The sequence below is a fragment of the Nocardia sp. NPDC004722 genome, assembly GCF_053601505.1.
Map to the genome: position 1 here is coordinate 1 of NZ_JBSGBY010000209.1, position 12,547 is coordinate 12,547.

The following is a 12,547-nucleotide window of genomic DNA, read 5'->3' on the forward strand; positions in this document are numbered from 1 at the left end:
CGAGCGGATCGACCACCTCGCCCGGCGCGACCGCGTGCCGCAGCACCCGCAGCGGTTCGCTCGCGCGCAGCACGTGCTGCATCTTCATCGCCTCCAGCACCGCGACCTCCGCCCCGGTGGCCAGCACGGTGCCGGGCGCGGCCAGCGAGACGACGGTCGCGCCCATGGGGGAGCGCAGGCCCTGTTCGTCCTCGGTGAGCTCGAAGGCGTCGCCGCCGGTCTGCTCGTGGGTCCGCGGAGGCGTGGGATCTTCGAAACCCTCCGCCCGCGTTCGCAATTCGTCGAGCTGCTCCTCGAACCAGTCGGTTGTCACCGGGCCGGTGGCGCTCAACTCGGCCAGTACCGCGCGCAGCAGCGGCAGGTTGGTGTCCACCCCGCCGATGACGGTCTCGGCCAGCGCGTCCGAACAGCGTTGCAGCGCGGCGGGAAACGACGACGCCTGCGCGATGATCTTCGCCAGCAGCGAATCGAACCGCACCCCCTGTCGCATGCCCACCTGGGCGGCGGTGTCGACCCGGACCCCGAACCCGGTCGGCGCGTCGAAGCGGGTGAGCACCCCGGTGCTGGGCAGCACCGTCCCGTCGGCGGCCAGCAGTTCGGCATTCACCCGGGCCTGCACCGCCCAGCCGCGCGCCTGCCCCGCCCCGCCGAGCGTCTCGTGTTTGGGCAGCTCCAGCTCGGCCAGGGTGCGCCCGCGCGCCAGATCCAGTTGCACCGCGACCAGATCCACGCCCGTGACCGCCTCGGTCACGGTGTGCTCCACCTGCAGTCGCGGATTCACTTCCAGGAACCACACATTCGTGCCCTCGACCAGGAATTCCACGGTGACGACTCCGCGGCAGCCGACCGCCTCCGCGATGAGCACCGCTTCCCGGTGGACCCGATCCCGCACGCCCACCGGCAGATCCGGGGCGGGCGCGATCTCGACGAGCTTCTGCCGCCGCCGTTGCACGCTGCAATCGCGGTCGCCCAGCGCCACCGCCGTCAGCCCGTCGGCCACCACCTGCACTTCGATGTGGCGGGCCCGGGTGACCAGCGCCTCGGCGTAGACGCTGTCATCGCCGAATCCGGCGAGCGCCTCGGCCCGGCAGCGTTCGACCGCCTCGGCAACCAGCGTCGGGTCGGTGACCGGCCGCATGCCGCGCCCGCCGCCGCCCGCGGCCGCCTTCACCATGACCCCGCCCGGATGATCGGCCAGGAAGGCGGCCACCTCGTCCGCCGAGACCCCGGCCTTGGTGGCGGGCAGCAGCGTCGCCCCGGCGGCTTCGGCCGCCTCGCGCGCCGCGACCTTGTCTCCGAAAACCCGCAGCACCTCCGGCGACGGCCCGACGAAGATCAGCTCCGCCGCGCCGCAGGCGGTCGCGAACTCCGCACTCTCACTGAGGAATCCGTACCCGGGATGGACCAGCGCGCCGCGCCCGCACGCGGCCGCGGCCCGAACCACGGAGTCGATGTCGAGGTAACCTGCCGCTCCGCTGCCGGGCAGGACGATCGGCGTATCCGCCAGCCGCGCCGCCCGACTCCTCGAGTCCTCGGCGGTGTGCAGCACCACCGTCTCGTATCCGAGCTCCCGCGCCGTCCGCACCACCCGGACCGCGACCTCACCACGATTCGCCACCACAACTCGCACGCCGCCAGGCTATGGCACGAATCACGAACGGGTCAGAATTCGGCTGCCGCCGATCAGCCGGCCGCCACTCCGGAGAACAGTTCGATCAGCCCGAACGGGGCCCGGTCGCCGAGGCAGAGGTCGAACACCTCGTCGGCGTCGGCATTGGCGGCCGCGCTGCGGGGGAACAGTTTCGCCTCGTGGGCGGCGAGCGCGGTTTCGACGTCGTCGGGGTGGGCTGCGATGGCCAAGCCCAGTTCGGCGGCGTCGAGCATGGCCAGGTTCGCGCCGTCGCCCGACGGCGGCATCAGGTGCGCGGCATCGCCGAGCAGCGTCACCCCCGGGACCCGGTCCCAGCGGTGTCCGTGCGGGAGGGTGTGGATCGGGCGCGCTACTGGCGCGGTGTCGGAGTCGGTGATGAGGGCGGTGAGTTCCGGTGCCCAGCCGTCGAATTCGGCCGCGATGGCGGCGGTGGCGGCGGCGGGATCGGTGAAGTCGATGGCCGCGATCCACTCGGCCGAGCGACGCAACTGGACGTAGGTGTGCAGGACGGCTCCCGCCTCGCGGTGGGCGGTGATGCCCTGGCCCGGGGTGAGCGCGTACATCGCACCCGCGCCGACCGCCACGGCCGTGGCGGGATGCCGCTCGTCCGCATCGTGGAGATAGGTCTCGATGAAGGTCGCGCCCACGTATTCGGGACGGGCGTCCGAGACCAGCGGCCGGATCTTCGACCACGCGCCATCGGCTCCGACGAGCAGGCCGGTGATCACCGTGGATCCGTCGGTGAAGGTGAGTTCGTGGCGGCCGTCGCCGAGGGATCGCACCTCGGCGACCTTGTGTCCCCACCGCACGGTTCCGGCGGGCAGGGAGTCCAGCAGAATGCGGCGCAGATCGCCGCGCAGCACCTCCGGCCGGGTGTCGGTGCCGTCGTCGGGCTCGTCGAGCAGGACCGTGCCCTGCGGGTCGAGCACGCGGGCGGCCGCGCCACCCGCGTGGATGATCGCGCGGAACTCCGCGGTGAGACCGGCTGTCGCCAGCGCGAATTGGCCGTCGTGCTCGTGAATGTCGAGCTGTCCGCCCTGGACGCGGGCCTCGGGCGAGGGGTCCGCCTCGTAGACGGTCGCGGGGATGCCGTGCACATGCAGGACACGCGCGAGGGTGAGGCCACCCAGGCCCGCGCCCACGATGGTGATGGGGGTCTTCATGGTCGTTCTCCCTTCGAAAGCTGATTGGAACGGCGTTCCATAGCTCGAGTTTGGAACAATGTTCCAAAGCTGTCAAGATGGGATGCATGACAACCGGGACCCGGCGGACCGCACGCGGCGCGGACGCGCTGTCCAAGCGGCTGATCGTCGAGGCGGCCATCGAGATCCTCGACGCCGGCGGCGAGCAAGCCCTCACCTTCCGCGCGCTCGCAGCACGCCTGGCGACCGGCAGCGGCGCGATCTACCACCACCTCGCCAACAAGGACGATCTGCTGGCGGCGGCCACCGACGAGGTGATCGCCCGCGTCATGACCGAGGTGGTCGCGGGGGAGTCGCCGCGCGCCACCATCCGGGCCATCGCACTCGGCATGTTCGACGCCATCGACGCCCATCCGTGGGTGGGCGCGCAACTCTCGCGGGAGCCCTGGCAAGCGGCGGTGGTCGAGATCTTCGAGGGCATGGGCGCACAACTCGACGCGCTCGGCGTTCCCGCCCCCGCCCAATTCGATTGCGCCTCAGCCCTGGTGAACTACGTCCTCGGCCTGGCAGGCCAATACGCGGCAGGCGCGCGCCTGCTCACCCCGGATGTCGACCGCTCGACCTTCCTCACCGGAATCGCAACCCGTTGGGCGGCACTGGATCCCGAAAAATACCCCTTCATGCGCCGCATGGCCGCCGACCTCCCCACCCACGACGACCGCGCCCAATTCCTCGCAGGCATCAACCTCATCCTCAACGGGATGGCGACCCTTCGATAGCGTCGATCACACGCCGCGCATCGTCCACCGACACCAGGACACCCCGCGCCGCAACCCGCCGCCAGCCCTGAGTCCGTGCCGGAACCGGCGTGCTCAATTCCATCCGCACCAGGGCCGAGGACGGCGACCTGACGATCGACAACAACCCGGACTCCGCATCGAAATCCAGCCCGAGCTCCACCGGATGCCGCACGTCCGCTCGATACTCCCGCACCGACCCGACCATCTCGAGCGGTACTTCGACCGCCGCAATCCACCCGAACCGAATCCTGATCCGCCGCTCCGAGATCCGGACCGACCCCCACAACGGCGAAACGAACGCCGCCACTACCGCCAACGTCAGCACCCCCGCCACCAGATCGACGACCCCCGCGACGCTGCCAGGCAACACCGCCCGCCCCACAAAATGCACCGCCGCCGCCTCGAGCACTCCGAGCACCACGATGCCCCCGGCCAACTCGGCCCACGCCCGGCGTCCACCCAGTCCGATCAGTGCGGGAGTCGGCATGGACGGATCCTGTCACGGACAGACCGAAGCCGTGGATCCGGAGGGAATCCACGGCTTCGGTCTCCCCGATGAGGAGGGGGGTCAGGTGGTGACGGCTTCGGCGGATACCGGGTCCGTGGGCGCGGGATCCGCTGCGCCCCGGGCGATGTCACCGAGTTTGGTGTGGTTGAACAGCAGGTTGAGGGTGAAAGCCGTGACGGCGGCGAGGCTGATGCCGCTGTTGAGCAGGATCTGCGCCGAGGACGGGAACTTGTCGAACATGCCCTTGGTGAGGACCGGGATCAGGCCGATGCCGATCGAGACGGCGATCAGCGTGAGGTTGACGCGATCGGTCAGGTCGGCCTTGCGTAGGGTGTCCACGCCGATCACCGTGATGGTCGCGAACAACACCAGGCCGACGCCGCCGACGACGGGCTGCGGGACCGTGGCGACCAGTGCGCCGAAGCGCGGCACCAGGCCCAGGACGACCAGGATCGCGCCGCTCACCGCCGTCACGTAGCGGCTGTAGACGCGGGTGTTGGCGACCGCGCCGACATTCTGGTTGAAGATGGTGTCCACGAACGAGTTCAGGACACCGGCGAGCACGGCGGACAGTCCGTCGCCGACCAGGCCGCGCGCCAGATCGGCTCGGGTCAAAGGCTTTCCGGTGATCTCACCGATGGCCAGCATGCTGGCGGTGGATTCGGCGAAGACGACCAGCATCACGATGGTCATGGCCACCACGGCGGCCACCGGGAAATGCGGTGCGCCGAAATGGAAGGGGTGGGGTGCGCCGAACCAGGCCGCCTTCGACACCCCGTCCAGCTTGATCAGGCCCATCGGGATGGCGATCACGATGCCGACGATCAGCGCGATCAGCACACCCAGCTGCGACCACACCCCGCGCCCGAGCACTGTGCACACCAGCGCGACCACCAGTACCGCCGCCGCGAGCGCGATATGGGAGGGCGCGGCGAAGGTGGACGCCTTCGGGTCGCTGCCGACGATCAGTCCGCCCGCCACCCCGATCAGCGAGATGCCGACCACGGTCAGCACGGTCCCGCTCACCAGCGGCGGGAAGAATCGCACGATCGAGGCGAACGGCCACGCCAGCGCGATGCCGAGGACGCCGCCCAGCAGCATGGACCCGTACATCCCTTGCAGCCCGTAGTCCTTGGTGACCAGGATCATCGGGCTCATGGCCACGAAGGTCGCACCGGTGACGATCGGCAGCCGCGCGCCCGCGAACTTCCCGAGCCCCAGGCTCTGCACCATGGTGATGATGCCCGCGACCAGCAGGTCGGCGCTGATGAGCAGGGCGACGGTGGCCTTGTCGAGTCCCGCGGCCGCACCGAAAACCAAAGGCACGGTGACGCATCCGGTGTACATGATCAGCACGTGCTGGATGCCGAAGGCCAGCAGGCGCTGCCACGGTGGCCGGGTGTCGACGGGATGAAGCGAGGTCATTCTCGTACCCTAGGCAAGCGCCGCTACTCGGGCTTTTGTCCAGTTTGCCCAAACGTCGGGCATTTCGCCCTCGGCGTTTTGTCTCCGGAACCAGCCTGCGGGCGGTGCCCGATGCGCGACAGTGTGGCCATGACTGAATCCACCGGCCGGATCGTGCTCGGCCCGCATCAGTACGGGAAGGCCGAGAACCGGGTGGTGCGCGTCTACCGCGACACCGCCCGGCACGAGATCCGCGATCTGAACGTCTCCTCGTGCCTGCGCGGCGCGTTCGACGACGCGCACACGGTCGGCGATCAGGGCGCGGTGCTGCCGACGGATTCGCAGAAGCAGACCATCTTCACCTACGCCAAGAGTCATGGCGACGGCAGCATCGAGGAGTACGGGCTGGCCCTGGCCCGGCATTTCGTGGGCGATATCGAGCCGGTGGAGTCGGCCCGTATCGAGATCGAAGAGTATGCGTGGCAACGGGTTCCGGTCGGCGGGCGCGCGCACGACCACACTTGGACGCGGGTCGGGCCGGAGGTGCGAATCGCGGCGGTGACCGTGTCGGGCGTCGGCGACGAGCGCCGCGAATGGGTGATCGGCGGGGTCAAGGACCTGGTGATCCTCAAGTCCACCGGTTCGGAGTTCGCCGGATTCCTCACCGACGAGTTCACCGTGCTCGAACCCGCCTACGACCGGATCCTGGCCACCAGCCTGATCGCCCGCTGGCGCTTCGCCACGCCGCCCGCGGACTGGGATGCCGCCTATGACGGGATCCGGGCCGTCCTGGTCGAGACCTTCGCGACGCTGCACTCGAAAGCGTTGCAGCAGACACTGTTCGAGATGGGCCGGGCCGCTCTGGAGGCGTATCCGTGCCTGGCCGAGATCCGCTTCTCGGCGCCCAACAAGCACCACTTCGCCTATGACACCGAACGTTTCGGCGTCCCGAACAAGGGCGAGGTCTTCCACGCCGACGATCGCCCGTACGGACTGATCCAGACCAGCGTGCTGCGCGAGGGCGCGCCCGACGCCGGAATCGCGTGGGATCCCTACACCGGCGCGGTCTGACCGGACAGCGTCCGCACCGCCAGGTACAGGTCCAGCCGATCGTCGATGCGCCCGAGATCGCGCCCGGTGAGCTCCTCGATCCGGCCGATCCGATAGCGAACGGTATTGAGGTGCAGATGCATGCGATCCGCCGCCTGCCGCCAGGAACCCTCGCAGCCGAGGAACACCGCCAACGTGTCCAGCAGCCCGGCCCCGTGCCTGCGGTCGTAGTCGAGCACCGGGCCCAGGACGCGTTCGGCGAACCGGCGTTGCAGTCCGCCCGGCACCGCGGTCAGCAGGCCGACGGCCGAATCGATATCGGCGACACGCAGACTGACCGGTGCCGTGTCGTCCCGAGCCGCGGTGGAGGCGGCAGCGGCGGCGCCGATCGCGCTCGCCAAGGTCTCCTCCGGCTGCCGCGCGCCGATCCCGATCGCGAGCCGAATCTCCCGCAATGCCGGTGCGATTCGCCCGAGACGCCGACCGACCACCGCGGCGATCTGATCCTGTGCCCCGGTCGTCACGCCGACCAGCCTGCCCTCGCGGTCGATCGAGGTGGTGATCCCCGGCAGCGCGTCGTGCAGGGCTGTCCGCACGGCTGTCAACCCGGCAGCCGAATCCACCCAACCCGAAACACGCTGCCCGCCAGTGGAATGCCGCCCGGTGTCGGAATCCTGCCTGGCGGCGGAGTTGCGTCCGGTGGCGGAACCCGGTTCGGCGGCCGGCGCGCCCGCCCGTTCGATCGCGCCCGCGACTCCGCCGCGCGGCACCTTCGTCATCCCGGCGTGCTCCTGGCCGGAATCCACTCGGTCCCGGGGGATTCCGGCCGACAGCGCGCCGGAGTAACCAGAGGTGTCGGCCATCGCATGCACTTCGCAGACCAGCGCGACATCGAGCGCTCCGGCGTGCTCGGTGAACGGCACCGGGAAGCGGTCGGCCAGTTCCCAATCCAGATGCTGCCGGTCAGCGCGGCGCTGGCGATACAGTTCCGCCACGGCCGCCAGATCCGCGCCGAACGGGTCCAGTTCGGGAGCCGACGGGCGGATCGCCAGGTACCAGGCGGTGATTCGATCGCCCGCGCCGACCTGCAGCACGCGGATCGCACCGGCCGTCACCGCGGGCAGGCGCGGGGCGGTCAGGGCGGTGGCGACGATGCGGTCGATGTCCTCGTCCGCCAGCTCCCCGGTTCCGGTGACGACCGTCCCGGTCGAGGTCAGCAGCCACGCCGAAACATGCTGTTCCGCCGCGAATTCCGCGACGAGGCTCTCGATATCGGCCCCCGCCGCCACCGCGGCGAGCAGCTTGCGCTGCCGGTCGGCGCGCGATTGCACCCGCCGCCAGCGCACCTCGGCCGCCTGCTCGGCCAGGTATTCGATGATCCGGCTGAAGGGGACGCTCTGCGGCGCGGACAGCAGCGGCAGCCCGTGCCGCTCACACGCGGCGACCACGTCCTCGGGCACATGCCCGTGCAGCGCCTGCCCGGCCACCACCCCGGCGACCCCGGCCCCCGCGAGCAGACCCACGTAGCGGTCGGAGTCGGTGGCCTCGTGCCGCCACACCAGTCCGGTGCAGACCAGCGCCCCCGCCGTCACGAACGGCCGCGGATCCGGCATATCGGTGGCGCAGACCCGGGCGACCGGACGCTCCAATATCGCCTCGTCCCCGTACAGCAACCGCATACGCAGTTGCGGCGCATCGAGAATGTCGCGCACGCGCACGGCGCACCTCCCGTGGTCGGTCCGAATAGGCAGTCACGGTAGGCGGCGGTTATTTCCGGATGGTTTCTGCTGGGTAAGGTGGCCTGCGTGAGCCGGCGCATCCCAGTCCTGATCGTGGCCGGATTCCTCGGTGCCGGAAAGACGACGCTGCTCAACCGGCTGCTGCGGACGCGGAACACGCGGATCGGGGTGGTGGTCAACGACTTCGGCGCGGTGAATATCGACGCCATGCTGGTGGCCGGGCAGGTCGACGCCATGGTGTCGCTGGGCAACGGGTGCGTGTGCTGCGCGGTCGATGTGAGTGAACTGGACGAGCTGTTCGACCGGCTGGCGCATCCCCGGCAGAAGATCGACGTCATCGTGGTGGAGGCCAGCGGGCTGGCCGAGCCGCGCAATCTGATTCGCATGGTGGTCAACAGCGACAACCCGCGCATTCGCTACGGCGGGCTGGTCGAGCTCGTCGATGCCGAGCACTTCCCCGAAAGCAGCGCGCAGCACCCGGAACTCGTGACGCATCTGCGGATGGCGGATCTGGTGGTGCTGAACAAGGCCGACCGGGTCGAGCCCGCCGCGCTGGAACGGCTGCGGTCGGAGATCGTCGAGTTGGTCGGCCAGGTGCCGGTGTATCCGACCAGCCACGGGCGCATCGATCCCGGGCTGCTGTTCGATGTGCCCACCCGCGATCCGCAGCGGCCGCGCGTCGGTGAGCAGCTCAGCTTCGACGAACTACTGCACGACGACGACCCGCACGACCACGGCGACTGCCACGACGGCGCCTGCCACGATCACCGGCATCTGCACGACGCCTACGACAGCGTCTCCTTCACCTCCGAGACGGACCTGAATCCGCGCGAACTCATCGCGCTGCTGGAGGATCCGCCGTCAGGACTGTTCCGCGCCAAAGGCGTGCTGGGCTTCGCCGTTCCCGAGGACCGGCGAAAGTTCGTGCTGCACATGGTCGGCCGCCACATCAGCCTCGAACCCACCGTCTGGTCCCGGCACGAGCCCCGGGTCAGCAACCTGGTTCTCATCGGTTCCGGCCTCGACGAGCGGGATATCCGGGCCCGCCTCGACGCCACCGTCCACCGCGCCGACGACCCCCTCGACGACCACGCCCTGCTGCCCGTCTGGCGCTACGTCCCGGCCGACGACGCGCTTGTCGGCGAGGGCTGACTCGGCTTCGAATTCGGCGCGTAGCTCGGCGACCTCGGCGGCCAGCTCATCGCGCATCAGCTCGCGTTCGGCCAGCGCCGCGCGCATGGTCTCGACGCTGTCGTTCATCGCGGCCAGCCGCTGATCGGCGCCCTTGAGCTGCCACTCCACCACATCGCGCCGCCCCACCTCGGCACTCGCGTACTTCACCCAGCCGACCACATAGTCCACCCACTCCTGCGGCTTGGGCACATCCTTGGGATTGTCGAACCCCTTGCGCTGCGCCGCCTTGGTGGACAACACCAGCTCCGAGCGCTTCCCCCGCCCCGGCGAATTCATCTCCGCCATCGACAGTTTCCCCATACTGGTCACCACCGCGGTGAACCGATACTTCCCCGCCAGATGCATCCGCAGCTCAGCGGTGCCCCGCCCATCCGAATCCATCGCCCCCAGCCAAGGCCCCTCCGCCGCCTCGATGATCGCCGCCAGAATCTCCAACTGCCCCACCCCGCGCCGCAACCGCGCGGCCGCCGTCCGCAGCGCCCCGGGCGTAGCCGTCATCTGATCCCAATGCATCCCCCGAACATACTTCCGGCGGGTTCCCGATCAACGACCGCCATGCACGCGCGTCGCATCGGTCGACCACGTGGCAAGGCTAAGGCTGAAATACTTCATCGAGCGTGTCCGCGGTCAGCACCCGCGCGGTCCACAGCTGCAGCAGCTTCGGATCGGCGCTATCGATTGCGGTGGTGGCCTTCTGGGGCAGCTCACCGAACTTGAGTGACAACAGCTCGATCAACGACTTGGCTCGCCCTCGGGCTTCGCCTTGGACTTCGCCCTCTGCGCGGAGCCGGTCGGCAGTTGTCATGATGACCTCCTTGGCCTCGGGGCCGAGCTGTTCGAGGGCGGCACCGAGATCGGCTTCATTGATGTCGGCCACCTTAAGAATGTACGTCAGTACACCTGTCAATTCCGCCTTGCCCGCCGGGCTGAAGAACATCGCGGTGAGGTCGCCCAGCAGGGGAAGCAGGTCCGTATCGAGGTGTCGGCTACGAGGCGCGATTTTCTGTAGAACCAGCATTACGCGGGCCGAGGGAGTGAGGTCGCGGGCGCAGAGTTCGGCGACGTCGATGGCGGTGAGGTCGTCGAGGAGAAATCGCAGTCGTGGCAGGTGGTCGCCGAGTTCGGTGCGGGTGGTGGGGTCGATATCGAGGAGGTTCCCCAACTCGGTGGGTTTGTTCCAGCGTTCGCCCTTGGGGCTGGCGTGGATGACGAGCGGTATCACGACGGGCAGGGTGGTTGCTTTGGGGTGATCGCGAAGGTAGCGGGTCCAGATGGCGACCATGTATTCGAGCATCCGGAACGCCATCAGGGGGTCGGGGCGGCTCTGATGTTCGATGAGCATGTAGACGAAGGCCGGGTGCCCGTCGAGCCGGGTGGCGAACAACAAATCGCTGAAACGTGATCGCAGCTGCGGGGAGACGAAACTGCCCGGCTGCAGTACGAGTTCGTCCCACCGGGTCCGCGCTGCGAAGGTCGCTGGGAGGTTTGCCCGCAATACTCCGGCGGCGTCGGCGGCGCGGCCCATTACCTGCCGGAAGTATGCATCATGTGGATTGCTTGGCGTATCAGCCATATTCGGGCAACCTACCCTGTCCAGGTTGCCTCGCAATCGTTTTCGCGTGGACATGCCATCGCGACACGCGAGAGCTTTCGCCCGTGGATCAAAGAAGGGTCAGCCGCAGGCGTTGACCCATTCGGAGAGGCCGTCGGCGAAGAGTTGGCGTTTCCAGATGGGGACTTCGTGTTTGATGCGGTCGACCAGCAGGGCGCAGGTGGTGAAGGCTTCGGCGCGGTGGGGGGCGGCTACGGCGACGACGATGGCGAGGTCGCCGATGGTGAGGGAGCCGATGCGGTGGACGGCCGCTACCGGGAGGCCGGAGGAGGCGGCGACCTCTTCGCAGACCTTGCGCAGGAATTGTTCGGCCTGGGGATGCGCGGAGTACTCCAGGGCCGAAACCGATTGTCCGCCATCGTGATCGCGGACCTTGCCGGTGAACACCACGATGCCGCCGTGTTCGGGGCCGCTGACGGCCTTCTCCACCTCGGCCGGGTCGAGCGGCTGATCGCTGATCCGGGCCAGCAGCTCACTCATGGTTGCCTCCTCCGGCCACCTGGGCCAGCAAATGGTCGAGAATCGGGGTGAGCACGGCGATGCCGTCCTTCACCCCGCCCGGCGAACCGGGCAGATTGATGATCACGGTGCGCCCGGACAGTCCGGCCACACCCCGGCTCAGCGCCGCGAGCGGGAATTTCGCGGTGCCCGCCTGGCGGATCGCGTCGGCGACACCGGGCAGTTCCCGGTCGATCACGGCGCGGGTCGCCTCGGGGGTGGCGTCGGTGGGGGAGGCCCCGGTGCCGCCGGTGGTGATGATCAGGTCGGGCTCGGCGGACAGGGTGTCCGAGAGCGCGTACGCGATATCGGAGTCGGCGAAGACCAGCGGACCGCGCACCGAGAAGCCCTGTTCGGCAAGCCATTTCGCGAGCGCCGGACCGGTGGTGTCGGTGCGGGTGCCCGCCGCCGCACCGGTCGAAGCGACCACGACCGCGGCTGAGCGCCCCTCGCCCGCGAGGGAAACCGTTGCGGCAGCGGCGGTCTCGTGCTTGTGAGATTCGGCCCGGTGTGATTCGGCTTCCGGCCGCACCCAATGTCCGTGCTTGCCACCCTCTTTGGTGACCAGCCGCACCCCGTTCAGGGTCGCCGCCGGATCCACCGCCTTCACCATGTCGTGCAATGTCAGCCCGGCCACCGCGACGGCGGTCAGCGCCTCCATCTCGACCCCGGTGGGCCCCTTGGTCTTCGCGGTCGCCTCGATGGTGATGGTGGTGTCGGTGAACCCGAACGACACGTTCACCGACGACAACGCCAGCTGGTGGCACAGCGGGATCAGCTCGGAGGTCTTCTTCGCGCCGTTGATCCCGGCGATGCGCGCGGTGCTGAGCACGTCCGCCTTGGGCATGTCGTCGGCCCGGACCAGGGCGATCACCTCGGCGGTGGTGTGCAGTGCGCCCGCGGCGACCGCGATGCGCGCCGTATCGGCCTTGGCGCTCACATCGACCAT

12 protein-coding genes are annotated in these 12,547 nt (G+C 69.2%); 4 read left to right on the forward strand and 8 right to left on the reverse strand.

Going from position 1 to position 12,547, the window contains the following annotated elements; all coding sequences use genetic code 11:
• Together ACWELQ_RS21140 and ACWELQ_RS21145 are read right to left on the reverse strand one after the other, a co-directional pair.
• Positions 1-1,630: ATP-binding protein (locus ACWELQ_RS21140; RefSeq protein ID WP_452398758.1), on the reverse strand; the 1,630-nt coding region annotated here is incomplete at its 3' end.
• 53 nt (positions 1,631-1,683) lie between these two features.
• A complete protein-coding gene (locus ACWELQ_RS21145) occupies positions 1,684-2,814 on the reverse strand; it encodes an FAD-dependent oxidoreductase (RefSeq protein WP_452398759.1) in 1,131 nt (376 codons plus the stop codon).
• 86 nt (positions 2,815-2,900) lie between these two features.
• Here ACWELQ_RS21145 and ACWELQ_RS21150 point away from each other — a divergent pair, with 86 nt between their 5' ends.
• Positions 2,901-3,572, forward strand: a complete 672-nt coding sequence (locus tag ACWELQ_RS21150) for a TetR/AcrR family transcriptional regulator (RefSeq protein WP_452398760.1) — start codon at positions 2,901-2,903, stop codon at positions 3,570-3,572.
• On the opposite strand, the gene ACWELQ_RS21155 is transcribed toward ACWELQ_RS21150, so the two are convergent.
• Together ACWELQ_RS21155 and ACWELQ_RS21160 are read right to left on the reverse strand one after the other, a co-directional pair.
• Positions 3,547-4,080: a hypothetical protein gene (locus tag ACWELQ_RS21155; RefSeq protein WP_452398761.1), complete on the reverse strand. Its 534-nt coding sequence runs from the start codon at positions 4,078-4,080 to the stop codon at positions 3,547-3,549. The two genes, ACWELQ_RS21150 and ACWELQ_RS21155, sit on opposite strands and share 26 nt — an antisense overlap.
• Positions 4,081-4,161: 81 nt before the next feature.
• Positions 4,162-5,526 (reverse strand): uracil-xanthine permease family protein, encoded by a 1,365-nt coding sequence (locus ACWELQ_RS21160; RefSeq protein WP_452398762.1) that lies wholly within the window; start codon positions 5,524-5,526, stop codon positions 4,162-4,164.
• Between the two features lie 129 nt (positions 5,527-5,655).
• On the opposite strand from ACWELQ_RS21160, the gene pucL reads away from it, so the two are divergent.
• Positions 5,656-6,576: a factor-independent urate hydroxylase gene (gene pucL, locus ACWELQ_RS21165; protein WP_452398763.1), complete on the forward strand. Its 921-nt coding sequence runs from the start codon at positions 5,656-5,658 to the stop codon at positions 6,574-6,576.
• Here pucL and ACWELQ_RS21170 read toward each other — a convergent pair.
• Entirely contained in the window at positions 6,558-8,267 is a 1,710-nt protein-coding gene (locus ACWELQ_RS21170) for a helix-turn-helix domain-containing protein (RefSeq protein WP_452398764.1), read from the reverse strand. The genes pucL and ACWELQ_RS21170 overlap by 19 nt on opposite strands.
• Positions 8,268-8,360: 93 nt before the next feature.
• Here ACWELQ_RS21170 and ACWELQ_RS21175 point away from each other — a divergent pair, with 93 nt between their 5' ends.
• Both ACWELQ_RS21175 and ACWELQ_RS21180 read left to right on the forward strand, forming a co-directional pair.
• A complete protein-coding gene (locus tag ACWELQ_RS21175) occupies positions 8,361-9,446 on the forward strand; it encodes a CobW family GTP-binding protein (RefSeq protein ID WP_452398765.1) in 1,086 nt (361 codons plus the stop codon).
• Between the two features lie 223 nt (positions 9,447-9,669).
• The gene (locus ACWELQ_RS21180) at positions 9,670-9,990 is read left to right on the forward strand and encodes a hypothetical protein (protein ID WP_452398766.1); all 321 of its coding nucleotides are present in this window, start codon (positions 9,670-9,672) and stop codon (positions 9,988-9,990) included.
• A 90-nt stretch (positions 9,991-10,080) separates the two neighbouring features.
• Here ACWELQ_RS21180 and ACWELQ_RS21185 read toward each other — a convergent pair whose 3' ends face one another.
• The 3 genes from ACWELQ_RS21185 to moaCB all read right to left on the reverse strand — a co-directional run.
• Positions 10,081-11,115, reverse strand: a complete 1,035-nt coding sequence (locus tag ACWELQ_RS21185; protein WP_452398767.1) for an Rpn family recombination-promoting nuclease/putative transposase — start codon at positions 11,113-11,115, stop codon at positions 10,081-10,083.
• Between the two features lie 45 nt (positions 11,116-11,160).
• Positions 11,161-11,580 carry a molybdenum cofactor biosynthesis protein MoaE gene (locus ACWELQ_RS21190; protein ID WP_452398768.1) on the reverse strand — a complete coding sequence of 140 codons (420 nt, stop codon included), beginning with the start codon at positions 11,578-11,580 and terminating at the stop codon, positions 11,161-11,163.
• On the reverse strand, positions 11,573-12,547 hold a 975-nt coding region (gene moaCB / locus ACWELQ_RS21195), incomplete at its 5' end, for a bifunctional molybdenum cofactor biosynthesis protein MoaC/MoaB (RefSeq protein ID WP_452398769.1). The genes ACWELQ_RS21190 and moaCB, both read right to left, overlap by 8 nt.